This window comes from Roseibium sp. LAB1 (genome assembly GCF_054658235.1).
Window position 1 is genome coordinate 53,132 of sequence record NZ_BAAGIB010000009.1, and the last position, 26,460, is coordinate 79,591.

Annotated in this window: 22 protein-coding genes; 16 read left to right on the forward strand and 6 right to left on the reverse strand. The window is 60.6% G+C overall.

Annotation, left to right across the window (positions count from 1 at the left end; translation table 11 throughout):
* Position 1 precedes the first annotated feature (1 nt).
* Both ACYQ54_RS27520 and ACYQ54_RS27525 read right to left on the reverse strand, forming a co-directional pair.
* A complete protein-coding gene (locus ACYQ54_RS27520; RefSeq protein WP_460088145.1) occupies positions 2-3,139 on the reverse strand; it encodes an efflux RND transporter permease subunit in 3,138 nt (1,045 codons plus the stop codon).
* Entirely contained in the window at positions 3,139-4,383 is a 1,245-nt protein-coding gene (locus ACYQ54_RS27525; protein WP_460088147.1) for an efflux RND transporter periplasmic adaptor subunit, read from the reverse strand. Before ACYQ54_RS27525 ends, ACYQ54_RS27520 begins: the two co-directional genes overlap by 1 nt.
* 128 nt (positions 4,384-4,511) lie before the next feature.
* Between ACYQ54_RS27525 and ACYQ54_RS27530 the strand changes: the two genes are divergently transcribed.
* Positions 4,512-5,198, forward strand: coding sequence for a TetR/AcrR family transcriptional regulator (locus ACYQ54_RS27530; protein ID WP_460088149.1), 687 nt, complete (start codon positions 4,512-4,514; stop codon positions 5,196-5,198).
* Between the two features lie 19 nt (positions 5,199-5,217).
* Here the strand turns inward: ACYQ54_RS27530 and ACYQ54_RS27535 are convergent, their stop codons facing one another.
* Positions 5,218-6,369 (reverse strand): patatin-like phospholipase family protein, encoded by a 1,152-nt coding sequence (locus tag ACYQ54_RS27535; protein ID WP_460088152.1) that lies wholly within the window; start codon positions 6,367-6,369, stop codon positions 5,218-5,220.
* Between the two features lie 393 nt (positions 6,370-6,762).
* Here ACYQ54_RS27535 and ACYQ54_RS27540 point away from each other — a divergent pair, with 393 nt between their 5' ends.
* The 4 genes from ACYQ54_RS27540 to ACYQ54_RS27555 all read left to right on the forward strand — a co-directional run bounded on the left by ACYQ54_RS27540 (position 6,763) and on the right by ACYQ54_RS27555 (position 10,288).
* Positions 6,763-8,127, forward strand: coding sequence for an MBL fold metallo-hydrolase (locus tag ACYQ54_RS27540; protein ID WP_460088154.1), 1,365 nt, complete (start codon positions 6,763-6,765; stop codon positions 8,125-8,127).
* A gap of 169 nt (positions 8,128-8,296) precedes the next feature.
* Positions 8,297-9,250, forward strand: coding sequence for an ABC transporter substrate-binding protein (locus ACYQ54_RS27545; RefSeq protein WP_460088157.1), 954 nt, complete (start codon positions 8,297-8,299; stop codon positions 9,248-9,250).
* Between the two features lie 38 nt (positions 9,251-9,288).
* Complete coding sequence (locus tag ACYQ54_RS27550) at positions 9,289-9,927, forward strand: L,D-transpeptidase (RefSeq protein WP_460088216.1); 639 nt, start codon at positions 9,289-9,291, stop codon at positions 9,925-9,927.
* Between the two features lie 31 nt (positions 9,928-9,958).
* Positions 9,959-10,288, forward strand: a complete 330-nt coding sequence (locus ACYQ54_RS27555; RefSeq protein WP_460088160.1) for a hypothetical protein — start codon at positions 9,959-9,961, stop codon at positions 10,286-10,288.
* Between the two features lie 24 nt (positions 10,289-10,312).
* Here ACYQ54_RS27555 and ACYQ54_RS27560 read toward each other — a convergent pair whose 3' ends face one another.
* Positions 10,313-10,972 carry a GntR family transcriptional regulator gene (locus tag ACYQ54_RS27560; protein ID WP_460088162.1) on the reverse strand — a complete coding sequence of 220 codons (660 nt, stop codon included), beginning with the start codon at positions 10,970-10,972 and terminating at the stop codon, positions 10,313-10,315.
* A 394-nt stretch (positions 10,973-11,366) separates the two neighbouring features.
* Between ACYQ54_RS27560 and ACYQ54_RS27565 the strand changes: the two genes are divergently transcribed.
* From ACYQ54_RS27565 to proC, 11 genes are all read left to right on the forward strand, one after another.
* A complete protein-coding gene (locus ACYQ54_RS27565; protein WP_460088164.1) occupies positions 11,367-12,167 on the forward strand; it encodes a transporter substrate-binding domain-containing protein in 801 nt (266 codons plus the stop codon).
* A gap of 308 nt (positions 12,168-12,475) precedes the next feature.
* A complete protein-coding gene (locus tag ACYQ54_RS27570; RefSeq protein WP_460088167.1) occupies positions 12,476-13,138 on the forward strand; it encodes an amino acid ABC transporter permease in 663 nt (220 codons plus the stop codon).
* Positions 13,139-13,148: 10 nt separating this feature from the next.
* On the forward strand, positions 13,149-13,811 hold the full coding sequence (locus ACYQ54_RS27575; protein WP_460088169.1) for an amino acid ABC transporter permease: 663 nt from the start codon (positions 13,149-13,151) through the stop codon (positions 13,809-13,811).
* Positions 13,808-14,530, forward strand: a complete 723-nt coding sequence (locus ACYQ54_RS27580; protein WP_460088171.1) for an amino acid ABC transporter ATP-binding protein — start codon at positions 13,808-13,810, stop codon at positions 14,528-14,530. The genes ACYQ54_RS27575 and ACYQ54_RS27580 overlap by 4 nt, the downstream gene beginning before the upstream one ends.
* A gap of 92 nt (positions 14,531-14,622) precedes the next feature.
* Entirely contained in the window at positions 14,623-15,582 is a 960-nt protein-coding gene (locus ACYQ54_RS27585) for a dihydrodipicolinate synthase family protein (protein WP_460088174.1), read from the forward strand.
* Positions 15,573-16,505 carry a 4-hydroxyproline epimerase gene (locus tag ACYQ54_RS27590; protein WP_460088176.1) on the forward strand — a complete coding sequence of 311 codons (933 nt, stop codon included), beginning with the start codon at positions 15,573-15,575 and terminating at the stop codon, positions 16,503-16,505. The genes ACYQ54_RS27585 and ACYQ54_RS27590 overlap by 10 nt, the downstream gene beginning before the upstream one ends.
* Positions 16,506-16,524: 19 nt before the next feature.
* Positions 16,525-17,955: an aldehyde dehydrogenase family protein gene (locus ACYQ54_RS27595; protein ID WP_460088179.1), complete on the forward strand. Its 1,431-nt coding sequence runs from the start codon at positions 16,525-16,527 to the stop codon at positions 17,953-17,955.
* A gap of 76 nt (positions 17,956-18,031) precedes the next feature.
* Positions 18,032-19,282: an NAD(P)/FAD-dependent oxidoreductase gene (locus tag ACYQ54_RS27600; RefSeq protein ID WP_460088180.1), complete on the forward strand. Its 1,251-nt coding sequence runs from the start codon at positions 18,032-18,034 to the stop codon at positions 19,280-19,282.
* Positions 19,283-19,304: 22 nt separating this feature from the next.
* Positions 19,305-20,408, forward strand: coding sequence for a cis-3-hydroxy-L-proline dehydratase (locus tag ACYQ54_RS27605; protein ID WP_460088182.1), 1,104 nt, complete (start codon positions 19,305-19,307; stop codon positions 20,406-20,408).
* Between the two features lie 24 nt (positions 20,409-20,432).
* Positions 20,433-21,458 (forward strand): trans-3-hydroxy-L-proline dehydratase, encoded by a 1,026-nt coding sequence (locus ACYQ54_RS27610; RefSeq protein ID WP_460088185.1) that lies wholly within the window; start codon positions 20,433-20,435, stop codon positions 21,456-21,458.
* A gap of 277 nt (positions 21,459-21,735) precedes the next feature.
* A complete protein-coding gene (gene proC, locus ACYQ54_RS27615) occupies positions 21,736-22,590 on the forward strand; it encodes a pyrroline-5-carboxylate reductase (protein ID WP_460088188.1) in 855 nt (284 codons plus the stop codon).
* A gap of 41 nt (positions 22,591-22,631) precedes the next feature.
* Here the strand turns inward: proC and ACYQ54_RS27620 are convergent, their stop codons facing one another.
* Positions 22,632-24,068, reverse strand: coding sequence for a mannitol dehydrogenase family protein (locus ACYQ54_RS27620; protein WP_460088190.1), 1,437 nt, complete (start codon positions 24,066-24,068; stop codon positions 22,632-22,634).
* Positions 24,065-26,455, reverse strand: coding sequence for a glycoside hydrolase family 31 protein (locus tag ACYQ54_RS27625; RefSeq protein ID WP_460088192.1), 2,391 nt, complete (start codon positions 26,453-26,455; stop codon positions 24,065-24,067). The genes ACYQ54_RS27620 and ACYQ54_RS27625 overlap by 4 nt, the downstream gene beginning before the upstream one ends.
* Between the last annotated feature and the right edge of the window lie 5 nt (positions 26,456-26,460).

The window sequence follows — 26,460 nt, forward strand, 5'->3', positions numbered from 1 at the left end:
CTCAATGGGCTTTGCTGCCTGAAGTATCGGGGGCGGCTTCGTTCGTCTGCTTGCGGCTGAAGATGCGCCGCACGGTGACGAACAGTAGCGGCACGAAGAAGATGCCGAGCACGGTGGAGGCGATCATGCCGCCCATGACACCGATGCCGATGGAGTTCTGCGCACCCGAACCTGCCCCGGTGGCAATCGCCAGCGGCGTCACGCCCAGGATGAAGGCGAAGGACGTCATCAGGATCGGCCGGAGCCGCTGGCGAGCAGCATCAAGCGTTGCCTGCAGCAGGTCCTTGCCCTGGCGTTGCCGTTCGATGGCAAATTCCACGATCAGGATGGCGTTCTTCGCCGCCAGCCCGATGGTCGTTAGCAGGCCGACCTTGAAGTAGACGTCGTTGGTCTGCCCGAAGATCAGGGCTGCCGCCAACGCACCGAAGATGCCAATAGGCACCGACAGCATCACAGCGAATGGGATCGACCAGCTTTCGTAAAGCGCGGCAAGGCACAGGAACACGATCAGGATCGAGATCGCATAAAGCGATGCGGCCTGATCCCCTGACAGCCGTTCCTGATAGGACAGGCCGGTCCATTCATGGACGAATCCTGCCGGAAGCTGGGCAACAAGCGCATCGATTTCCGCCATGGCGTCGCCCGAGCTGATGCCGGGAGCCGCCTGGCCCTGAAGTTCCACCGCCGACGCACCGTTGAAGCGCTCGAGCCTGGGTGACCCATAGGTCCAGCGCGAGCTGGCGAAGGCACTGAAGGGCACCATGTCGCCGTTGGAATTGCGTACGTGCCAGAGGTCCAGATCGGACGGCTGCATCCGAAACGGGGCATCGGACTGCACGTAAACAGGCTTGATGCGGCCACGGTCCATGAAATCGTTGACGTAGTCGGAGCCCCAGGCAATCGACAGTGTTTCGTTGATGTCCGGGATGCCGAGGTCGAGCAGGCGCGCTTTCTGCGTGTCGATGTCGACCTTGAACTGTGGCTGGTCTTCCTGGCCGTTGGGCCGTGTCGCAGTCAGTTTGCCGGACTGGGCGGCCATGCCCAGAAGCTGGTTTCGGACTTCCATCAGCCGCTCATGACCAGCGCCGTTGATGTCCTGCAGATAGAACGAAAAGCCGTTGGTGTTGCCCATGCCCTGAATGGCGGGCGGGGCAAGGGCAAAGACACGGGCATCCTTGATCTGCGAGAAAGCTCCCATGGCGCGGCCGGCGACCGCCTGGGCAGCAAGTCTGGGGTCCTCACGCTCGGTGAAATCCTTCATGCGAATGAAGGCAAGGCCGACATTCTGTCCCTGACCGCCGAAGCCAAAGCCGGCGACGGTGAAAACACTGTCGACCGCATCCGGCTCGTTTTCCATGAAGTGGGTCCGCACCGTGTCGAGCACAGTCAGTGTCCGGCCCTGGGTAGCGCCGACAGGCAGGTTGACCATGGCGATCAGAATGCCCTGGTCTTCCTGAGGCAGGAACGAACTTGGCAGGCGGTTGAACATCCAGCCCATGGCAACACCGATGGCGACGAACAGCACCAGGAAGCGCTTGCCGCGCTTCAGAATGCCGCCGTTCGCGGCCCGGTAGCCGTCGGCGCTGGCATCAAAACCCTTGTTGAACCAGGCGAAGGGGCCGCGCTTGTGGCCGTGGTCACCCTGCTTCAGCATGGTGGCGCAGAGTGCGGGCGTCAGGATGAGCGCAACGAACACCGACAGCACCATGGCCGAAACGATGGTGATCGAGAACTGGCGGTAGATGATCCCGACCGACCCGCCGAAAAACGCCATCGGCACGAAGACGGCGGACAGCACCACCGCAATGCCGATCAACGCACCGGTGATCTCGTTCATCGATTTGCGGGTCGCCTCGCGAGGTGGCAAACCTTCCTCCGCCATCACGCGCTCGACGTTTTCCACCACGACGATGGCGTCGTCCACCAATAGCCCGATGGCGAGCACCATGGCGAACATCGTCAGTGTGTTGATCGAATATCCGAACAGGGCGAGCACCCCGAAGGTGCCGAGCAGAACCACGGGTACGGCCAGTGTCGGAATAATGGTTGCGCGCAGGTTCTGCAGGAACAGATACATCACCAGAAACACCAGCACGACCGCTTCCAGCAGCGTGTGGACCACCTTCTCGATGGATAGCTTCACGAAGGGGGTGGTGTCGTAGGGATAAACCACGTCGACGCCGGCAGGCAGTGTCGAGGACAGCCGGTCGATGGTGTCGCGCACCCGCTGGGCGGTGTCGATGGCGTTGGCACCGGTTGCAAGCGAAACGGCAAGGCCAGATGCCGGCATGCCGTTGTAGAAGGCGGCGGTGCTGTAGCTTTCGTTGGCAACTTCCACCCGGGCCACATCATTGAGGCGAACCACGGAACCGTCTTCGGAACTCTTCAGAATGATGTCGCGGAACTGCTGCGCCGTTTGCAGGCGACTGGACGCGGTGATGGTCGCGTTGAGCTGCTGTCCCTCGACTTGCGGCAGGCCGCCGAGCTGGCCGGCGGAAACCTGGGTGTTCTGGGCCTGGATGGCGGAACTGACATCGCCCGGCATCAGGTTGTATTTCAGCAGTTTCGTCGGGTCGAGCCAGATACGCATGGCATAGCCGGAGCCGAACAGCCGGGTTTCACCGACACCTTCGACGCGCTTCAGCGTGTCGTTCAGCGTGTTGTCGACATAATCGGCAATGTCGGTGGAGGTCAGGCGTCCGTCGGTCGAAACGAAGCCGAGCACCATCAGAAAGCCGGAGGTCGACTTGGTGACGGTGATACCTGTGTTCTGGACGATCTGCGGCAGCTGGCTGGAGACGAGCTGCAGCTTGTTCTGCACCTGCATCTGGGCCACGTCCGGATCCGCCTTGGACGAGAAGGTCAGCGAGATCTGGGCTGAACCGGAGTTCGAAGACGTCGCCGTCATGTAGTCCAGGTAATCGATCCCGGACATGCCCTGTTCGATCACCTTGGTGATCGAGTTTTCGACCGTTGCCGCATCGGCTCCCGGATAGTTGGCGCTGATATTGACCGTGGTCGGGGCAATCTGCGGATATTGCGACACGGAAAGCGTGGTGATGGCCAGTGCGCCTGCCAGCATCGTGACGATGGCGATGACCCAGGCAAAGATCGGCCTGTCGATGAAGAAAGCTGACATCAGTCGGAAGTCTCGCTTGTGTTCGACACCGCCTCGCCGCGGCTTTCGACCTCCCCGGTTGCTTCGTCAATGGTCACCAGGGTGCCGGTTGCCTCCTGGCCCGCCCGCACGAACAGCGATCCTTCAACGATGACCCGGTCTCCCTCCGAGATGCCTTCGTTGACCAGCCAGTTGTTGCCGATATCGCCTTCGACCCTGAGGACGCGCTCTTCCACCTTGCCGTCCTGGCCGAGGAACAGCGCAGTCGGTTCGCCTCTGGCGTTGCGTGACACGGCGCGCTGCGGCACGAGGAACGAATTCTGGGCGATGCCTTCCTCGACGATCGCCTGAACGTACATGCCTGGCAGAAGCAGGCGGTCGGGGTTCGGGAACTCAGCACGCAGCGTGTAGGTGCCCGTGGTCGGGTCGACGTGGGCTTCGGAAAATTCCAGCTTGCCGGTTTCCGAGTATTCCTCACCCGTTTCGAGCAGCAAACGCACCTGAACGTTGTCGCCGGACAGTTTGATCCGGTCCTCGCGCACGGCCTTGCGCAGCTTCAGCAGGTTGGTGCTCGACTGGGTGACGTCGACATTGATCGGGTCAAGCTGGCGGATGATGGTCAGCGGGGCCGGCTGGCTGGCGGTCACCAGCGCGCCGACATTCAGTGTCGAGGCTTCAACGCGGCCGGAAATCGGCGCCTTGATGACGGTGTTGTCGAGATTGATCCTTGCGGTCTGAACGCTGGCCTTCGCAGAGGCAATGTCCGCCTTCGCCTGTGCCAGAGCGGCCTTGGCATCGTCCAGCTCCTGCTTGGCGACGGCGTTCTGGGTGATCAGCTCCTCGTATCGCTCGACCTTGGTCCGGGCACTTGGCAGGGCGGCTTCCGCTCTTTGAAGGGCGGCCAGGGCGCTGTCGTGAGCTGCCCTGTAGAGATCGTCCTCGATCCGGTAGAGAATATCCCCGGCCTTGACCTCCGTGCCTTCCTTGAACAGCCGCTCCTTGATGATGCCGCCAACCTCCGGCCGGACTTCGGCATCCAGGGACGCTGCAATCCTGCCGGACAGCTTGGCGGTGATCGCGACCGATTCCGGCTCAAGTTCGACAACGCCGACTTCCGGTTTGGGTGCGGCACCTCTCATCTGCTGGGCATGGGAGATGCCGGTTCCAAGGCTTGAGGAGATCAGGAAGGCGATGAAAAAAGCATGGAACGGCTTCTTCGTAGAGCACAGGGACGCAGTGCTCGAACCGAGAGGGATACACGTCATTTCCGGGAGGAACCTCTTTGGTCGCAAAGACTGTGGAGTATTAGAAAACTCTCGGGTACCAATATTCTCTTCAAGGTTCCCTCGTCAATCGAAATTCGGTATCAGTTCGTAACGGGGGAGGAGACTTGATGAGCTCTTCGGAAAAAAAAAGTGTGCAAACGCGTAGCTGTCCTGGGGAGCAGGACATCGGATCAGAGCACCGGCAGCGGGGCCGGCAGAAGGTTCATGACGAGGCAACGCTAAAGGCGCGCATTGTCGAGACTGCCTTCGAGACGTTCCGGACGCATGCCTACACTGGCACGACCATGGCACTGGTCGCCAAGAATGCCGGTATTTCCAAGAGGACGCTCTACGAGCTGTTTCCCTCGAAAATCGAACTCTTCGCCGAACTTGCCATCCGCCACCGCGCCAATCTTCTTGATATTCCGGCGGGCCGGCAGGCAGCAACGCTGGAAGAGGCCCTGAAAGCGGTCTTCAAGGTCGACCAGAGTGACGAGAAACACCTTCAGCAGGCTGCCGAAATGCGCCTGTTCTACGTGGAGGCCGTCGCCAACGAGGAACTGGGCACGCTTCTCAGGAAACATTGCGGCAGCGAGCTGCATGATGTGGTGACCGCCTGGGTCGAGGAGGAAGTCGCAAAGGGGCGGATCGTCACCCAGTCTTCGCGGGATACGGCGAAATACCTTCTGGATGTCCTTATTGCGGCCCGGCTGTTCCGGCCCAAGACACCCGACATGATCACTGGCCTGTCGGACATTCGCACCTATCTCAACCATACGATCCAGCTCATCCTGAACGGTTTGCTGCCACGCTGAGCGTTCCCTTCGGACGCAGTCAGGATGCCTTTGCCTTCCGATGAGGACGGGGAGACGTTCTCTGCAGCCATTGGCTGAGATCCAGTGACGACCGCCGTCCCACATCCGCACCGTGGTGCTGAAGAAACTCTTCGGCTGCAACGCGGCCTTCCTCGCGCAACTCTTCCAGGAATGGCCAGGTGGAATTGAGCTTGGATTGGTCGCTTCGGCCATTCATGCCGGCACCGGCAATGCGGTGAATCCTCAGGTCGGCAAAAGGGTTGGTGCCGCGATCGGAGCGCGGCCGACCCGAGCCGGCATTGCGTCCGGACAGGCTCGGGAGGAAACCCGGTCGGGCCGCCGGTGAGGCGACGCCGGCCTGATGCTGTAGTTCCGCCAGCTGGCGCAGTTCCTTGATCAAGGGCGCGTTGAAGGAAATCTCCTTTTCACGGGCAGCGATCTGCCGGGCGTCCTGTGGCAGGGCGACCCGTTCGGTGGGGCTGGTCTGCACCAGCAACAGGTCCGCATCGCCCGGTTCCAGAACCAGCGGCATCAGGCTGGGGTTGCCGGTGTAGCCGCCGTCCCAGTAATGCTCGCCATCGATCTCGACCGCGTGGAAAAGCGAGGGAAGACAGGCAGATGCCAGAAGCACGTCGGTGCTGATGGCTTCATTGGAAAAGATACGCGCTTCGCCAGAGCCGACATGGGTCGCCGTCACATGCAGCGGGATGATGGAGCGGGAAATGGCCTCGATATCGATCGTGTCTTCTATGATTTCCCGCAAGGGGTTGAACCCCACCGGGTTGAGGTCGTAAGGCGACAGGAAATTCATTCCCGCGCCGAACAGGAACGGCAAGGTTTCGAAATCTATTCCCAATCCGCCGAGTACGGCTCTGGATGTCGTCAGGTTGAAGGGGGTAAACCGGCTTCTTTTTGAAACCTTTTTCCAGAAGCCTTCCAGCGCTGCACGCGCTTCCTCACGCCCGCCTTTCTCAAGGCCGGTCAGCAACGCCGCCGCATTCATTGCGCCGGCCGACGTGCCCGAAAGGGCGTTGATCTCGAGTGTCTCTTCCTCCAGGAGACGGTCCAATACGCCCCAGGTGAAGGCGCCATGGGCACCGCCACCCTGGAGCGCCAGGTTCACGTGTGTCCTGCGCGCTCCTGAAGCGCTATGCGAAACAGTATGTTTCAAGGTCCGGGTTCCTTTCCACGAAGTAGTGTCCAACCCCCGAAACGTTTCCTCGTGATATTTTTTTGCTTGAGTTTCGTGCCCGGCCGCTTGTGAGCGGTGATCGGCGGTAAACCATTTACGGCCTGCCGGTGCATCGGAAGACTAAGATATGTTGCAATGCAACATTTTTCAATGTGCCCGTCCGCTCAGGCGGGGTTTACCGGCAATATCCGGCTGTCTTCAACGGGAAAAAGAGGCTGCTGCGCCGCGATATCACGTGACCTCCGTGACAACGGGGCACTTGCGCAAGTTTCTGATTTCATGCCTGAATTCAATCCGCCTTTCCCGGAATGCGCGGGCAGGTGAGGCCGTTGAGCCTGAAACTTTCGCGGACGATCGGGAGAATGCAGCACCATGAGCGTGAAACTGACTTTTCTGGGCGGTGTTGGCACCGTCACGGGCTCAAAGTATCTGCTCGAAAAGGATGGTGTCCGCGTGCTGGTCGATTGCGGCCTGTTCCAGGGCTACAAGCAGTTGCGGCTCAGGAACTGGGCACCGCTGCCTGTCGATCCGAAAACCATTGACGCGGTTATTCTGACGCACGCTCATCTGGATCACTCCGGCTATCTGCCGCTACTCGTTCGAAATGGCTTCAAAGGGCCGGTTGTCTGCACCAGGGCTACGCGGGATCTGTGTGCGGTCCTGCTGCCCGACAGCGGTTTTTTGCAGGAAAAGGACGCGGAATTCGCCAACAGGCACGGGTTTTCAAAGCATCGTCCAGCCCTGCCGCTTTATACGAAGAAGGACGCGGAGGTGTCGCTGGACCGGTTCCGGCCGGTCGCGTTCAATGAAGAGCATGAGATGCTGGGCGCTTTCAGCGTCTCCTTTCGCAAGGCCGGTCATATTCTCGGTGCGGCGATCGTCGAATTGACCTGGGGCGGAACGCGAATTGTCTTCTCCGGAGATCTTGGGCGCTACGGCGACGCGACGATGTTCGACCCTTCGCCGATCCGTGAGGCGGATTATCTGCTGGTCGAATCCACCTATGGCAACCGCCGGCACGAGAAGCTGGATGCAGAGGACGTTCTGGCCGAAGCCATCACCAAGACGGCGGGGCGTGGTGGAACCGTCATCATTCCGTCCTTCGCCGTCGGGCGGGCCCAGTCGCTGCTGTTCCACATCCAGCATCTGAAGGACGAGGGACGTATTCCGGATTTGCCTGTTTTTCTCGACAGTCCAATGGCGGTCCGCGCATCCAACATCTATGGCAAACACCCGGACGATCATCGGCTGACAGCGGAGGAATGCGACTGGTCGAATGGGGCGGCGCATTACGTTGCCGATGTCGAGGAATCCAAGGATCTCGACCGCAATCGCATGCCCAAGGTGATCGTTTCGGCAAGCGGCATGGCAACAGGCGGCCGGGTGCTGCACCACCTGAAGCACTATGCGACCGACCATCGCAACATGATCCTGTTTGCAGGGTTCCAGGCGGGTGGAACACGCGGCGCGGCCATCACGTCCGGCGCGACCAGCGTCAGGATACACGGTTCCGACGTGCCTATCCGGGCGGAGGTCGGCAACCTGCATATGCTTTCCGCGCATGCGGATGCGGACGAAATCATGCAATGGCTTGGCAATTTTTCACAGCCACCGAAAATGACATTCGTGACCCATGGCGAACCGGAAGCTGCCGATACCCTGCGCTACAGGATCGAGAGCGAGCTTGATTGGCCGTGCTGGGTGCCCGACTACCGGGAAGACGTTTATCTGGAGTGATAGAGAATTTGGGTGATCGGGCGTCAAAACGCCCTGCTCCTGGTCATAATCAGGTCAAGTGAACATCCTTCGAAGCCCGCCGGGTGCCGGATATAGTCTTTTCTGCTATTTGCCGTTGCGTCAGATTTGCCCCAGTGTTTAAGGTAGTGAACCAGGTGTGTAGGGAGTAATGGCTGTGTGGCGTTCTGTTCTCTTGTCCTCGTTTCTGGCGGTTGCCGTCACCGCCTCAGCCAGGGCTGACGCCGTCGTCATCGGCGTGCCTGCCTGGCCGTCGGCTCAAGTTACCGCTCACATCATTGACGATGTTCTGAAAGACCGCCTCGGCGTCGAAACGGAATTGCGTGACCGCGGAACCTTGACAATTCTCTCCGATATCGGCCGGGGCGAAATCCAGGTTCATCCCGAAGTCTGGTTTCCCAACCTGTCGGCAATGGTGTCCCGTCTGAGCGAGGAAAAGCACGTCCTGTCACTCAGCCCGAACAGCGTTGCCGCGACACAGAACATCTGCGCGACACGCGCGACGGTCGAACAAACGGGCATCAAGGCGGTGACCGATCTGGTGAAGCCGGAGATGGCCGCGAAATTCGACAGTGACGGAGACGGCAGAGGTGAGATCTGGATCGGTGCGCCGAGCTGGTCGTCAACGGAGATCGAAAAGATCAGGGCCCATTCCTACGGCTATGACCAGACAATGGCTCTTCTGGAAATGCCGGAAGATGTCGCCATGGCGGCGGTCGATGCCGCGGTCTCTTTCGGCAAACCCGTGGTTTTCTACTGTTACGGGCCGCACCATGTTTTTGAACTTCATGACATCGTCAAGCTGGAAGAGCCGGCGTATGATCCGGCGCGCTGGACAATCGTCACCCGTGCCCAGGACAACGACTGGCTGGAAAAGTCTCATGCCGATACCGCCTGGGACGCGTCCAGTTTCAAGATTGCCTTTGCAACCTCCCTTGAAAGCGGCATGCCCGAAGTGGCCAGGTTCCTTTCAGCCTTGGAACTGACACCGGCCGATGTGACCGGGATGAGCTATGCCGTTGTTGTCGAGGGCAAACCTGCCGAAGATGTTGCAAGGGACTGGATTGCCGCGAATGCGGACCGTATCGGGGAGTGGACCAAATGATCAGACTGCCGAGCGCACTTCGCACCGTCTTGAGCTGGATGCCTGCCGTGGCCGTGCTGGCCTTTGCGGGCATGGCCCTGGCGCAATCGTTCCAGACACAGATCTACGACCCGACGACACGAAAATGGGTGGATTACACTCCGCGCGCAGCCGCCAAATTCTATAACCGGCACGGTCAGTCACCCGAGGAATTCCGGCGGCAGGTGGTCTCGTTCCGGACGGCTGAAAAGCCGGGTACCATCATCATCGATGGTGACCGGCACTTCCTTTACCTGGTGCAGCCCAATTTCCAGGCAATCCGCTATGGCATCGGTGTCGGGCGTGACGGTTTCGGCTGGGCCGGCATCGTCAAGATCGGCCGAATGCAGGAGTGGCCGACCTGGACACCGCCACCTGAAATGATTGCCCGGGACCCGGAATCCGCCAAATGGGCGGGTGGGATGCCGGGCGGGCCCGACAATCCGCTCGGTGCCCGCGCGATGTATCTTTATATCGGCAACAAGGATTCCATCTATCGTATCCATGGAACCAACCAGCCCTGGACGATCGGTCTCAATATTTCGTCCGGCTGTATCCGCCTGAACAACGAGGATGTCGCGGATCTCTACAGCCGGGTCGAAGTCGGTGCGAAGGTGATTGTGCTGATGCAGGGGGCGGCCCTTTACAAGGGCGTCTAGGTTTACCGGGGACGGGTGGGAGAAACTCGACATGAAAATCAGGGTATCGAAAAAGCTTGCTGCCGGACTAGCCGCAGGGCTAAGTCTTTCCGTTGTCTCGGGCTGCAATACCAGCAGCTCCAACCAGAGCCCGACCGCCGGTGCGGTGCGCTCGTCGGGCGAAACCGCACCGACAGACCTGCAACTGCTTTGTGCATCGAAAACCGCTGAAGAGCTGAAGATTGCCGGGGGCAATGTCCTTCCCGTCAGCTCGATGCCCTCTGGCGAGAACGCCTATCAGGTCAATCTGACCTTTGATGGCGGGCAGGCGGTTTGCGTCATCGACGAAACCGGCACCGTGCAGTCGGTCAATCGCGTTTAAGCACTTAAGCACGAAGTGACGTAGTCACGCGCCGGGCAGATGCTTCAAGAGCGAAGCCTTGGCGCCGTGGATATGCTCCCGGGTGAGCTTTGAGGCGAGGTCCGCGTCGCCTTTTTCGCAGGCTTCCAGGATAGCGAAATGTTCGCGTCCTGCCCTTTCCATGCCGTTGGACATCACCAGCTGGGCCCGGATCTGCCGTTCCACCCGGTCGATGGCATTGTCGGCGATCTCCTGGAAGAACTTCAGGTCGCTGGCGCTGTAGAGCGTTTCGTGAAAATCGCGGTTGAGGTCGCCATAGGCCATCGGATCCGTTGCCGAAGAAAAGGCGGCGCATTTCGCGCGCGCATCCCTCAGCAACTCCTTCGACATCAACGGCACCGCATTGCGGATGATTTCCGGTTCCACCAACGCCCGCAGGTCGAAGATCTCCGCCGTTTCCTTGGGTGAAAGACCGGCAACGACCGCACCCTTGTAACGCTGGGTCTTGACGAGGCCCTGCTCCTCCAGCCGCGAGATAGCCTCACGCACCGGGATGCGGCTGGTGTTAAACAGGCGGGCGATCTCGTCCTGACGCAGCGGTTCACCTTCTTCGAGCTGGCCCTCGATAATGGCTTTCCGCAGCGCGTCGAACACAATCGACGATGCCGAAGCAGTCGCGGAAATATCCATCGTTTTCAGTTTCATAGGACCAGTTCTCCCTGAAGCCACCTTTTACGGGATGGACCCTGATTGGTGAAGCGAAAATGATTTTGAATATTTTATATTGAATATTGGATCCAATTTGGTTTATCAATCTCGGGCTCGGGTGAGCGCTCGGCAACAGACGGCAAGCGTGCCGTCTGCTGGTGCGAAGGCGCGGGCAAGACGTACCGCGGGTCGCAAGACCGTGCGGTGAGACCGGCACAGGACGCGGGCGGTGGCATCGCCCCGGCGGAACACCGGAAGCCCCGATGGCTCGGGAGGCCAGAGGGGCAGGACACATTCCGGTTCGAGCGGGAAACCCGCCGGGCCGGGAAACAAACGATCCGGGGCAGGAACTGCTCGGGACCAACAATCTTCAGAAGGAAGAGGGGAACTCATGATCAGGAAATTTGTGGCTGCCGCAGCGCTGTCTGTCGCCGCAGCGCTGCCCGTCAAGGCCGACACGCTGGATGATGTCGTCGACCGTGGCCAGCTGAGGTGCGGCGTGGTGCTGGACTTTCCGCCGATCGGCTATCGGGACGAGAACAACGAACCGGCCGGCTTCGACGTGGAATATTGCAACGATCTCGCCGCGGCGCTTGAGGTCGAGCCGATCATCTATCCGGTGACCTGGGCCGAGCGCCTGCCGGTGATCGTGACCGGCCGCGCGGATGTGGTGTTCGGTGCGACTTCCGACAGCCTTGCCCGTGCCCGCACCGTCGGCTTCACCATTCCCTACGCCATTTACTACGCCCAGGGTGTCGTCAACACCGAAAGCGGTATCAGCACCTTTGAAGATATCCGCGGAAAGCGCGTCGCCGCTGCCATCGGCACCGTGCCGGAGCAGGAATGGCTGAAGATCGCCGCCGACTGGGGCGAAGAGCACCTCTATCAGGGCTATCAGTCCGAAAACGAAGTGTTTCTTGCTGTTGCCCAGGGCAAGGCCGATATCGGCCTGACCACCAACACCGCCGTCAAGCCGGTCACCGACCAGTATGAAACGCTGGAGCCGGGCCCGCGCATGCCCTGGACCACGGACTACACGTCCGTCGTTGCCAAGCGCGAAGACGTGACCTGGCTGAACTTCCTCAACCTCTTCGTCACCCACCAGGTGCGCTCCGGCCGCTATGGCGAGCTGTGGGGCAAATATGTCGGCGGCGAAGCACCGGAACTGCGCATTCCGGGTGTGATGTACTGAGAATGACCTGAATGAGCGATCGGGAACGACGACTACCGGTCGCTCGCGGTTCTTTCAATGTCACCCCGGGCGACCGAAGGGAGACCCGGGGCCCACTCATTCCCGGAAAGTTTGAAGCGTGTGCTGATCCTCGGCGAAGAGATCCGCGGCTTCAGCAAGTTTCACCGAGAGTAGGCCCCGGATCTGCACTCCGCTTGTCCGGGGTGGCACCAAAATCAGATCTGCAGTGGTGATCCTCACCGCCGAGATCTCACGAATGCGTATGCCTCGCCCCGATAAGGCGGGATAGCCGGAGCAATTCGTAAAAAATGTTCGATTATAATTTCCATTGGCGGCCGGTGTTGAAAAGCCTGCCTGATCTGCTGGAAGCCGGGCTGCTGACGCTGGAAGTCGCGACCCTGTCGATGGTGATCGGCATCGTGGTCGGCCTTGCGCTGGCATTGATCCGGCTGAAGCTTAGAGGGCCGCTCTACTGGCTTGCGACAACCTGGGTGGAGCTGGCACGCAATACGCCGGCGCTGTTCCAGCTGTTCTTCTTTGGCTTCGGGCTTGGTGCCTTCGGCATCCACCTGACGCCGTTTTTCATCGTGCTGGCCGGCCTCAGCTTCAACTGCGCAGGTTATCTGGCGGAAAATTTTCGCGGCGGGTTTCAGGCCGTGCCCGACACGCAGTTGCGCGCGGCGCGGTCGCTGGGAATGACGTCCTGGCAGGCCTATAGCCGCATCATCATTCCGCAGGTGTTCCGCATCGTCTATCACCCGGTCACCAATCAGATGGTGTGGGCCGTGCTGATGTCCTCTCTCGGAATGCTGGTCGGGTTCCGCGAGCTGTCCGGCGAGACTCAGTTCTTCGCCAGTCGCACTTTCCGCATCTTCGAATATTTCGCGGTCACGGCCGTCATCTACTACGTGATCGTGAAGTTCATCCTGGGGGCGTCCCGGCTCATGGCCATGCGCCTGTTCAGGTACTGAGGAGGCTGACATGAAAGAATCCATCAGCTTCTTCTCGGGCTTCAATATTCACGACTTCTGGTTCCTTGGCGAAGCTGCGCTCAGGACCATGTGGATCTCGGCTGTCTCGATCATCATCGGCACAGTGCTCGGCGGTCTGTTCGGGTGGATGCTCTACGAGGGCCGGCTGGCGGCGATGCTGCTGCTGGGGCCGGTGCTGGATGTGTTCCGCTCCGTGCCGCTGATTATCCAGCTGGTGCTGTTCTACAATTTCGCGCCTATCGTCGGACTGAATTTCGATCCGTTTGCCTCCGGCGTGGTGATCCTGACGATCTATTGCGCGTCGCTGGTCGCCAATGTCGCCCGTGGCGGCATCGAGGCGGTCGGCAAGCCCATGCGCAGGGCGGCGCGTTCCCTGGGGCTGAGCTACTGGCAGGACATGCGCTACGTGGTGCTGCCCATCGGCGGGCGGGCTGTCTTTCCTGCCTGGGTCGGTGTGGCGCTCGGCGTCATGAAGGATTCAGCGCTGGTCTCCGTGCTCGGCTATGTCGAACTGCTCAAGGCCAGCCAGATCCTGATCACCCGGACACAGGAACCGTTCCTGATCCTCTCTCTCGCAGGCGCGTTCTATTTCGCGCTGTCCTTCCCGATCTCGCGCTATGCCGCAAAACTGGAAAAAAGGTGGGCCCAATGATCGAGATACGCGGCCTTGAGAAATATTTCGGCGCGCTTCAGGTGCTCAAGGGCATCGATCTTGATGTCGAAAAGGGAGAAGTGCTCTCCGTCATCGGTGCGTCCGGATCCGGCAAATCGACACTGCTCTATTGCATCAACGGCCTGGAGCCGATCCAGAAGGGATCGGTCATGGTTGACGGCACTGACGTTCATGCCAAGGACACGGACATCAACAAGCTGCGCCAGAAGCTCGGCATGGTGTTCCAGCAATGGAACAGCTTTCCGCATCTGACCGCGCTGGAAAATGTTGCGCTGGCGCCGAGGATCGTCAAGGGCAAGTCGAAGACGGAAGCCGAGGCGATTGCCGAAAAGCAGCTCCGTCACGTGGGGCTTGCAGACAAGCTCAAGGTTTACCCGAACAACCTGTCGGGCGGCCAGCAGCAACGGCTCGCGATTGCCCGGGCGCTTGCCATGGAGCCGACCTACATGCTCTTCGACGAAGCGACGTCCGCGCTTGATCCGGAACTGGTCGGCGAGGTGCTCGACACCATGCGCCTGCTTGCCGAAGAAGGCATGACCATGATCTGCGTCACCCATGAAATGGGCTTTGCCCGGGACGTGTCGGACAGGGTCGCCTTCTTCCATAAAGGCGTGATGGAGGAGATCGGGCCGCCGGCGCAGATCTTCGGCCAAGCTGAATCCGAGAACACCCGAAAATTTCTTGCTAACGTGCGCTGACCCGGCGCAACTAGATCTTACCGTCAGGCCTCAGGGCCCGTGCGCGGCACGTGGGAGCCAACCGGCAGGCCTGACCTATCCAGGAGTGAATGATGACGTCCAATATCTTTTCCGGCTGCATGCCTGCCCTGATGACCCCTTGCAAGGCCGACCGTACACCGGACTTCGATGCTCTCGTGAAGAAGGGCAAGGAACTGATCGCGGCCGGCATGTCCGCCGTTGTCTATTGCGGCTCCATGGGCGACTGGCCGCTGTTGACGGACGAGCAGCGCATGGAAGGCGTGGAGCGTCTGGTGAAGGCGGGTGTTCCGGTTGTCGTTGGAACCGGTGCGGTCAACACCAAGTCTGCCGTTGCCCACGCAGCCCATGCGGCAAAGGTTGGTGCCCATGGTCTCATGGTCATTCCACGTGTTCTGTCCCGCGGCATTTCCGTGTCGGCACAGCGCAACCACTTCAGCGACATCCTGAAGGCGGCGCCGAACCTGCCGGCCGTGATCTACAACAGCCCCTATTACGGTTTCGCCACCCGCGCCGATCTGTTCTTCGACCTGCGCCGGGAATTTCCGAACCTGATCGGCTTCAAGGAATTCGGTGGTCTTGCGGATCTGCGCTATGCAGCTGAAAACATCACCTCGCAGGATGACCAGGTGACGCTGATGGTCGGTGTCGACACAGCCGTCTATCACGGCTTCATCAATTGTGGTGCGACCGGCGCGATCACCGGTATCGGCAATGCCATTCCCAAGGAAGTCCTGCATCTGGTGGCGCTCTGCAAGAAGGCCGCAGAAGGTCATGCGGAAGCTCGCCTGCGGGCCAGGGAACTGGAAGAGGCGCTGGCTGTTCTGTCCAGCTTCGATGAAGGCCCGGACCTGGTGCTCTACTACAAGCACCTGATGGTGCTGAACGGCGACACCGAATACACGCTGCACTTCAACGAGAGCGACGCCCTCAACGATGCACAGCGCAACTATGTCGAAGCGCAGTACAAGCTGTTCAAGACATGGTACGCCGACTGGAGCACGCAAGGTGGCGTGATCGCCGAATGCGCGTAATCGACAGCCATACGGCGGGTGAACCGACCCGCGTTGTGCTCGACGGTGGCCCCGATCTCGGATCGGGGACGCTGGCGGAACGCGCCGCCCGGCTGGAAGCCGAGCATCTCGACTTCTGCGCTTCCGTCGTGCTGGAACCGCGCGGTCATGATGCCATCATCGGTGCGCTGCTGGTGCCGCCGTCCGACCCTTCTTGCGTCGCCGGGGTGATCTACTTCAACAACCTGCAGAACCTCGGCATGTGTGGCCACGCCACCATCGGCCTCGGTGTGACCCTGGCCCATCTCGGCCGGATCGGACCGGGACGGCACAAGTTCGAAACGCCGGTGGGCGTGGTCGAGATCGACCTGATCGACGCCAACACGGTGTCGGTGGTCAACATCGAGAGCTACCGGCTGGCGAAGGACGTCGCGGTTGAAGTCCAAGGTGTTGGACAGGTCACGGGCGATGTCGCCTGGGGCGGCAACTGGTTCTTCCTGGTCAAGAACAGCCCGGTTGCCTTGACGGGGGCCAATATCCGCCCACTGACCGACCTCACACTCAAGATCCGCGATGCGCTGGATAAGGCCGGTGTTACCGGTAAGGACGGTGCCTGGATCGACCATATCGAGCTGTTCGGGCCGGCCGAAGACCCGTCCGCGCAAAGCCGCAACTTCGTGCTGTGTCCGGGCGGTGCCTATGACCGCTCGCCCTGCGGCACCGGCTGTTCGGCCAAGCTTGCCTGCCTTGCCGCTGATGGTGCGCTGGCACCGGGTGAGGACTACCTGCAGGAAAGCGTCATCGGCAGCACCTACAGGATCAGCTACCAGCCCGGCTCGGGCGGCGGCGTCATTCCCACCATCACCGGACAGGCCTTCGTCACGTCCGATGCCAACCTGATTTTCAATCCGGCGGACCCCTACCGCGCAGGGATACGCCTCTAAATCCCGGATACGCCAAGTCATGGATTACAGGAATTTTGTCGGCGGCCAATGGCTCGAAACATCCGAAAGCACGCCCAACGTCAATCCGTCGGATATCAGCGATATTCTCGGCCATGCCGCAAAGGCTGGGGTTGACCAGCTTGACCAGGCCATAGACGCTGCCCATCAGGCCGCACCCGGATGGGCAGCCTCGACGCCGCAGCAGCGTTTCGACGTGCTGGATTTCGTCGGCACGGAACTGCTTGCCCGCAAGGGCGAGCTTGGCCGGCTGCTATCACGCGAAGAAGGCAAGACCCTGCCGGAGGGCATTGGCGAGGTGGCACGTGCCGGGCAGATTTTCAAGTTCTTTGCCGGCGAAGCATTGCGGCTTGCGGGGGACCGGCTGGCGTCCGTCAGACCCGGTATCGAGGTCGATGTCACCCGTTTTCCGGTTGGCGTTGTCGGCCTGATTACGCCATGGAATTTCCCGATAGCAATTCCTGCATGGAAGATTGCTCCGGCACTTTGCTACGGCAACGCGGTTGTTTTGAAGCCGGCAGAACTGGTGCCGGGCTGTGCCCATGCCCTCATCGAGATCCTGTCCCGCTCCGGCCTGCCGGAAGGCGTGGTCAACCTGGTGATGGGGCGCGGTTCGCAGATTGGCCCGCGTCTGGTGGAAAGCGCCAAGGTAAAGGCGATTTCCTTCACTGGCTCGGTGCCGACAGGTCGGGGGATTGCGGCTGCCTGCGGCCAGCGCCTGAAAAAGGTGCAGCTGGAAATGGGCGGCAAGAACCCGATGGTGGTTCTGGATGATGCCGACCTTGCCATAGCCGTCGAGGCTTCGCTCAACGGGGCGTTCTTCTCCACCGGTCAGCGCTGCACGGCAAGCTCACGGCTGGTGGTGACCGACGGCATTCACGACCGCTTCGTCGCAGCGCTTGCCGAGCGCATGCAGGCGCTGAAGGTCGGCAACGCTCTCGAAGATGGCGTGCAGATGGGCCCGGTGGTTGATGATCGGCAACTGCAGCAGAACCTTTCCTATGTTGATATCGCGGCAAAGGAAGGCGGCAAGGTTCAGGGCGGGGAGCGGCTCAACCGGGACACTGAAGGTTTCTACATGGCGCCGGCGCTAGTGAGCGAAACCGACAACGCGATGCGGATCAACACTGAAGAAGTTTTCGGACCGGTCGCGTCCGTCATCCGCGTGAAGGATTACGAGGAAGCCCTGGCTGTCGCCAACGACACGGAGTTCGGGCTCAGCTCCGGTATCTGCACTACGTCGCTGAAGCATGCCAGCCACTTCAAGGCCAATGCCGAGGCCGGCATGGTGATGGTCAATCTGCCGACGGCAGGGGTCGATTATCACGTACCCTTTGGCGGCACCAAAGGATCCAGCTTCGGCTCGCGCGAACAGGGGCGTTACGCCGCTGAATTCTACACTTCGGTCAAGACCGCCTACACGCTTCCCTAAAGTGCGGCCAACGGGCAGCAAACCGCCTGCGAGGTACTTTGCCCTGCCTCGCGGGCCTTTTTGAAAGACTTTGAAAATGGCGGATGAGACCGTCCAGGATATCATCGTGATCGGCGCCGGCATCATCGGCATCAGTTCCGCGCTTGCCCTTCAGGCAAGGGGGCAGCAGGTGCTTGTGCTGGATCGGCAAGCGGAAACAGCGCGCGCATCGGAGATGAACGCCGGTGCCTTCGCCTTTACCGATATCATCCCGCTGGCAACGCCGGGCATCATGCGCAAGGCACCGAAATGGCTGCTCGATCCGCTTGGTCCGCTCTCCGTTCCGCCCGCCTATACCCTCAAGATCGCACCCTGGATGCTGCGGTTCTGGCGGGCAAGCTGGCCGGACCGCTATCAGGCGTCGGTGACGGCGCAGGCCGAGTTGATGAAGCTGGCGCAGGATGCCCTTGCCCGGCAGGTTTCGGACACCGGAGCAGCCTCCCTGATCCAGGCCGAAGGGCAGCTGCAGCTTTATGAAGGCGAAGCGGAGTTCCGCGCCAGCCTGCCAGGCTGGGAGCTGCGCAAGCAGCAAGGCATCCGGTTCGAACTGCTGGAAAGCCCGGAGGCAATTGCCGCCATTCAACCGGGTCTCGACCGTCGCTTCACCCATGCCGCCTTCACGCCGGACTGGACCAATACATGCGATCCCGCCCGCTGGCTGGCGCATCTGACGTCTGTCTTTCTGAAACGAGGCGGCCGTGTTGAAAAAGCCGACGTCTCAGGATTGAAACCGCTGGAGCAGGCAGTTCGGGTTGACGTCTCGGGGAGACACCTGGAAGCACATCAGGTCGTTGTCGCATCCGGTGCCTGGTCGCACCATCTTGTGAAGACGATTGGCGACCGCATCCCGCTGGAAACCGAGCGCGGTTACAACACCACGCTGCCGGAAGGTTCCTTTGATCTGAAAACTCACCTGACCTTTTCCGGTCATGGCTTCGTCGTCACCAAGATCAATGGTGGCGTCCGGGTCGGTGGGGCGGTCGAACTGGGTGGATTGACGCTTCCGCCGAATTACAGGCGTGCCGACATCCTGCTGAACAAGGCCAAGAGTTTCCTGCCTGACTTGAAAACGGAGGGTGGCAAGAAATGGATGGGCTTCCGGCCGTCCATGCCGGACAGCCTTCCGGTTATCGACCGGTCGCCTGGTGACCGCCGGGTCGTCTATGCTTTCGGCCATGGCCACCTCGGCCTGACTCAATCCGCGGGAACGGCGGAACTTGTCGCCAATCTCGTCTCCGACACACAAAACCCCATCGATATGGCCGCTTTTTCCGCGCGGCGTTTCTAATCTCTTCTGGAGGAGGAACTTCATGATAATTACGGCCATCAACGTCTTTCAGGTCGATCTTCCCCTGAAAGAAGGACGCTACAGCTGGTCGAACGGCAATTTCGTCGACGTTTTCGACAGCACCGTTGTCGAGATCGAGACCGATGAAGGCCTCAAGGGTTATGCCGAATGCTGCCCGCTCGGGTCGGCCTATCTGCCGAGCTACGCGCTTGGGGTGCGCTCCGGACTTCAGGAACTGGCGCCGCACCTGATCGGCATGGACCCGCTCAATATCGGCGAGGTCAACCGGGTGATGGATGCCGCCCTTCGCGGCCACCCCTATGCAAAGGCTCCGATCGATATTGCCTGCTGGGACCTGCTCGGCAAGGCGACGGGCCACCCGCTCTATACCCTGCTTGGCGGTGCGGCGCAGGATGATGTGGTGCTTTACCGGGCGATCAGCCAGGAAGCCCCGGAGATCATGGCAAGGAAGATCGAAGGTTATGCCGCCGAAGGCTACACCAAGTTCCAGCTGAAGGTCGGCGGCGATGCCAATGACGATATCGACCGCATCCACGCCACCCGCGCAGTATTGAAAAAGTCGGACCTTCTGGTGGCCGATGCCAATACCGGCTGGACCCGGCATGAAGCTGCACGCGTCGTCGGGGCGGTGTCGTCGCTCGATGTCTATATCGAGCAGCCTTGCCTCACTTACGAGGAAAGCGTCTCCATTCGCCGCCGGACGGCGCTGCCATTCGTTCTGGACGAGGTGATCGACGGGCCGAACACGCTGGTGCGCGGCATTGCTGAAGACGCGATGGACTGCATCAACCTGAAGATCTCCAAGGTCGGTGGCCTCACCAAGGCCAAGTTGATGCGTGATCTCTGCATTGCCCACGGCATTCCGATGACGATCGAGGACACCTGGGGCGGGGACATCGTCACGGCAGCCATCGCCCATCTGGCGCGCTCGACCCCGTCTGACTTCACTTTCTCGGCGACGGACTTCAACAGTTACGGCACGGTCGATATCGCGGAAGGCGCGCCGAAGCGCGTCAATGGCCGCATGACCGCTTCCGACCAGCCGGGGCTCGGCATCACGCCGATCTTCGATGCACTGGGCGAACCTGTCGCCCGCTATTCCTGACCCGGCTCACCACAAGGCAGAGACATGCGCAGCAGCAAGACCATCCACGTGATTTCCTGTCATGCTGAAGGTGAGGTCGGCGACGTGATCGTCGGCGGTGTTGCGCCGCCGCCGGGCGAAACGCTCTGGGAGCAACGCAGCTTTATTGCGAAAGACCAGACGTTGCGCAATTTCGTTCTGAACGAACCGCGCGGCGGCGTCTTCCGTCATGTGAATCTGCTTGTGCCGCCCAAACATCCGGAAGCGGATGCCGCCTTCATCATCATGGAACCGGAAGACACGCCGCCGATGTCCGGGTCCAACTCCATCTGCGTTTCCACGGTGCTGCTCGACGGTGGCATCGTGCCGATGATCGAGCCGGTCACTGAAATGGTTCTGGAAGCGCCCGGCGGGCTGGTGCGGGTGAAGGCCGAATGCCGGAATGGCAAGGCGGAGCGCATCTTCGTCCAGAACGTCACCAGCTTCGCCGACAAGCTGTCGGTGCCGCTGGAGGTCGAAGGCCTCGGCACGCTGACGGTCGATACAGCCTATGGCGGCGACAGTTTCGTGGTCGTGGATGCGGAGGCGCTCGGGTTCGGCATCGTTGAAGACGAGGCCAAGGACATTGCCCGTCTGGGTGTTCGGATCACCAATGCGGCCAACGAACAGCTCGGGTTCTCTCATCCGGACAACGCCGACTGGAACCATATCTCCTTCTGCGCCTTTTGCGGTCCGCTGTCCAAGACTCCAACCGGCCTCACAGGCCGGTCCGCGGTTGCCATCCAGCCCGGCAAGGTCGACCGGTCGCCGACGGGCACGGCCGTTTCCGCACGCATGGCATTGATGGCGGCCAGAGGCCAGATGAAGGTCGGCGACACCTTCGAAGCCGTTTCCATCATCGGATCCACCTTCACCGGCCGGATCGTATCGGAGCAGATGGTGAGGGACCGGGCCGGAATTATTCCGGAGATTTCCGGCCGTGGTTGGGTCACCGGCATTCACCAACACATGCTCGATCCAAGCGACCCCTGGCCAGGCGGATACAAGCTCAGCGACACCTGGGGTGGGTGATTGTCGGGCTGAGGTGACGTAGAGAATAGCTGGTCTTGTTGGGGAGTTTCCCTAGCGAGACTTGTCATTATTGTCGTTGCAGGCCTATTGGCAGGCTTCCCTACGTCATCCGTCTATAAGGAAAAACCTCAAGTAAACGAAGATTCTCAATTTCATTCCTCTAAAACGAATTTTGCGGGAAACGAAAAATTACCAGTATCGACCAGTTAAGACTTGTTGCCAGAGCAAGAAACCATTCTATTAGCTCGAAGATCTGAATTTTAGTGATTGCGCAGCTATGGACAAATTGGCGAAAAGGGGCGTCTGCCTCATTGGATGCGGTTTCATGGGCAAAGCCCTGCTGGAGGCCTGGCTGGCAAAAGGATTGCCGGCCGGATCCATCTTCGTACGCGATCCAAGGCCTTCCGACTGGTTGAAGAGCCAGGGCGGTATCAACATCAATGAGCCGTTCCCGGTTGCGCCCGCGGCCATTGTCATCGCGACGCGTCCTCAGATTGTTGAAAAGGTTCTGGCGCCACTGAGCAGTTTTGGTGGTGGCGACACCGTGATCCTGTCGATTGCTGCCAGCAAGCCGATTTCTGTCCTGGAAAAGCAATTCCCGGATGGAACGCCAATTATCCGTGCCATGCCAAATCTGCCGGCGACCGTCGGTGCGGCGATTTCGACCTTTGTTGCCAATGAGGCACTGTCTGCCGGGCAGAAGGCGGAGGTCACGAAACTGCTTGCCGCCTTTGGCTCCGTTGTCGAACTGCCGGACGAAGACCTGCTGCCTGTCGTCACCGCTCTGTCCGGCGCGGGACCGGCCTATGTGTTCGCCATGGCCGAGGCCTTTGCCGCAGCAGGGGCACGCCTTGGTCTGCCGGAGGACCTTGCCCACGAGCTGGCCGTGCGGACGGTGGCCGGGGCCGGACGCATGCTTGCGCAGCCCGACGCGGATGCGACCGGGTTCCGCGTTGCCGTCACGTCCAAGGGCGGCACGACGGAAGCGGGTATGCTGGAATTCATGGCTGACGAAAACGGCATTCAAGACCTTGCCCGCCGCACGGTCCAGGCCGCAGCCGAACGCTGCAAGGAGCTTTCCGGACTGAAGCCCCCCGAACAGCCCAGGACCCTGCGTCTCGTCAGGGACTAGCGGCAGCTCTCCGGCATAAGCGGACAGTTTATTGCCGGCGTCTATCCCTTCAGAGCCGATGTCACGTCTTCGGACTGCAGCCGGTTGTAGGCAGACTTGATTGCGCCGGTAAACTCCGCTGATCGTGGCAGGTCGCTGCCGAAAACTTCGGAAAGCGACAGCATCCTGTCGACATAGTCGGGGCCATCCGTTTCACGCGTGATGATTTCAATCCGGTCGGACATGGGGTCGTTCAGCGGCAGTGTGGCCCCTGTTTTTGAAACACCGCGGCAGTAGAGCATCCAGCCGGCGACCGCGAGCGCCGAAAGTGGCCAGGGGCTGTTCTCCTTCAGGTGCTGCCGGATAGGAGCCAGCAGCCTTTGCGGCAGCTTCTGGCTTCCGTCAGAGGCAATCTGGGTGGTCTTGTGGTGAAGGGCCGTGTTTTCGAAACGGGCAATCAGTGCCTCGGCATAGGCCTTGATGTCGACACCGTCCGGTACGGCCAGAGTCGGGGCCTGTTCGTTCAGCATCAGCGCAAGAGCGGCGTCCCGGAAAACAGGATCGGCCATGCATTCGGCGATCGTTTCCTTGCCCGCCAGCGCTCCCAGATAGGCGAGAAACGAATGGCTGCCGTTCAGCATTCGAAGTTTCATTTCTTCAAACGGCGCGACATCACCGACGAATTCGGCTCCCGCCAGATGCCAGTCCGGACGAGGGCCCGCAAACCGGTCTTCAATCACCCATTGGCGGAATGTTTCACACAGGACGCCGTTCCGGTCCTTGTGGCCAAGCGCGTTCTGAAGCGTCTCGAACGAACTGTCCGACATTGCAGGTGTGATGCGGTCGACCATGGAACAGGGAAAAGTGCAATTGTCCTCGATCCAGCTCGCCAAATCCGGGTTGGACTCATTGGCGAAATCCAGAACCGCGCGGCGGCACAGGTTGCCGTTGGCGGGAAGGTTGTCACAGGAAAGGATGGTCAAACCGGCCAGGCCGGCTGCCTGACGTCGCCGGAGGCCTGCCACCAGAACCCCGATGGCTGTGGAAGGAGCTTCAGGCGTCGCGAGGTCCTGCCGGATGCCGGCATTGTCTGCGTCCAGCCTGCCGTCCTTCAGGCAGTAGCCTTTCTCGGTGATCGTCAGCGTGATCACGGCAAGGTCCGGATTGGCGATCCGGTCCGGCAGGGCATCGATGCCGTCGCGCTTGGGGTGGATCGTTGTGCGTATCGCATCGATTTCGCGCAAGAAGAGATCATCGCCGGACATTTCGCCGACGGTGAATACCCCGCCGGCCTCGTCTAGACGTGTCAGCTCGTCCGCCCCGGAATTGAGCCGCGCAACCGCAACTCCCCAGTCGCTTCCCGTCCGGCGCAGCATCTCGTCGTGAAACACCAGGACATGTGCCTTGGCAAAGGCGCCGAAGCCGATATGCAGCAGACGAATGCGAAGCTTTGTCCGGTCGTAATCAACCGTCCGGAGCATTTGGCCGGATAGGGTCATGAGGTGCGCACCGTGAAGTCAATTGTGCCATCAGCGTGCGCCTCCGTCCCGTTGACAACCAACGGTCCGGTTCCGGCCATCCAAAGGGAGACCGTGTCAAAGGCCGGTTGCCAGTTGCCGGAACGTTGCCAATCCAGACGCACAGCCTCTGCCGTGCGGGACAGGCAAAGCCGGGTGATGCAGTTTTCGCCAGCCAATGCATCCACCGAGTCACCGTCGTCGTCATAAAATTGCGAGTGCCTGTCGGGTGTCCCCTCCGGCTGCGGATAGATGCGCCACGTGCGCGACGTGTCGGCAGAAGGTGTTGCCCTGAGGTTTGCGGCGGCCATTGGCAGGACCGTGCCGCCCCGGACGAAGAGCGGAATGGTGTCGAGAGCAACCGGCACCTCGATCACCTGGCCGCCTTCATGCCAGCTGCTGCCGTCGAAGGCCCACCAGCCTTCTTTGTTGGCGGGCAGCGTGACCTTTCGTGACGTCGCGCCTTCCTCGACCACTGTTGCGACCAGAAGATCCCGGCCCAGAAGGAAGTCAAACTCGGCTTTCCGGCAGGAGGGGTCGTCCGCATGATCCAGAAACAGCGGCCGAAGCATCGGTTCGCCCTCGGTCACGGCAAGATGCAGTAGGCTGTAGAGATAAGGGATCAGTTGCGCCCGGAACTTCAGCGCGTCACGCACCAGCGGTGTGACTTCCGGATACATCCAGGCTTCGTTGGCCGTGCCATCGTCGTTCCAGGAATGGATGGTAAAGCGTGGATGGAAAATGCCGTTCTGCACCCAGCGCAGGAACAGTTCCGGCTCAGGCCGCGGGCCTGCAAAGCCGCCGACATCGTGGCCGATGTTGTAAAAGCCCGAAAGGCTGAGGCCAAGGCCCATGGGAATGTTCCAGCGCAGCGTGTCCCAGCTGGTGTAATTGTCGCCGGTCCATGTCTGGGCGTAGCGCTGCGTGCCCGGGCAGGCGCAGCGGGAAATCAGATAGGGCCGTTTTGTTGGCTGATGGGCTACCTGGGCTTCGTAGGATGCACGGGTCATCAACTGGCTGTGCAGGGGCCGGATCAGATTGACCGGGATCGGCTTGCCGAAGCCAGCGCAGACGGCTTCATCGTCCCAGACTTCATATTCGTTGTTGTCGTTCCAGGTGCAGGCAATGCCTCTGGAAAAGAGCTTTTCCTTCAGGTTTTGTTGCCACCAGCGGACGGTATACTCGTTGGTGAAATCGAGGTGAGAGCCGTAACCGTCCCAGAACGGTGACTGCTCTGGCGCCCCGGTCTCGCTGTCACGAATAAACAGACCGGCTTCTGTGGCTTCCCCGAACAGTGGATGGTCGTCCAGCAACACCGGCTTGATGTTGGCAATGAGGTTGATGCCTGCCTCGGCATAGGCCCGGGTCATGGCCTCGACATCGGGAAACCGGTCGGTGTTCCAATGGAAGACGTAGCGCTTGCCCTTGATGGCGGTATAGCCGGAGGACATCTGGAAACTGTCGCAGGGCATGTCCTCTGCCGACAACTTGCCGAGGAACTCCATCAACCTTTCCTGCGCGTTTTCGGAATCGGTATAGGCCATGGTCGAGCCGGAATAACCAAGCCCCCAGCGCGGCATGAAGGCGGTTCCGCCGGTCAGCAGGTGATGCTGTTTGACGACGTCCAGAACGCTTGGTGCCCAACTGAAATAATAATCGAGATCCCCGTCCGCCGCACGGAAGGCGCGGAAAGGCAGGTGGTAGTTGTCCTTCTCGTTGCCGAGATCGAACCAGCACGGCGCCAGCGTGTCGTAGTAAAGCCCGACCGCGCCGAGTGAGCCCTTGTCGGTGATGGTGAAGGGCACATGCTTGTAGAGCGGGTCGGTTGTCTGCGCATCGTAGCCCATGGCATCGAGATTGCGCATCTCGAAGCGTTTGCCGGTGCGCTCCAGTCCGCCGGCCTTTTCGCCAAGGCCATAGTAGCGCTCTCCCGGGTTCCGCCGCATGAAATGATGATTGCGATGGTCCCGGCGCCCGAGCATGTAGGCATCCTGCGGCCGGTCGCGGGCAATCTCATGCCACGCCTCACCGGCATTCGGACGGCTTTCCCAGATGAAGGCCAACGGCGTGCCGATGGTCAGGCGCAGGTTTTCCGTTTCCAGGACAAGCATGTCGTCCTGCTCTTCCAGAATGAAGGCGGGACAGGAAAAGCCGATAAGGTCGTCGCGCGCACGACCGCAGAACGGAACGTCGCCGTCCGGTGCAATGGCCCAGGTCCGGTCGTGCCGATATGTGCCGTCCTTCAACAGGACAACGCGGATGAGCGTATTTTCCAGAACCTTGACCATCAGACGGTGCCGGTTCTCGACTTCAAGTGCGATTCCGGCGCTGGAGCGGCCCAGATAGCGCCAGTTTTTGAGGGCTTTCATGACAG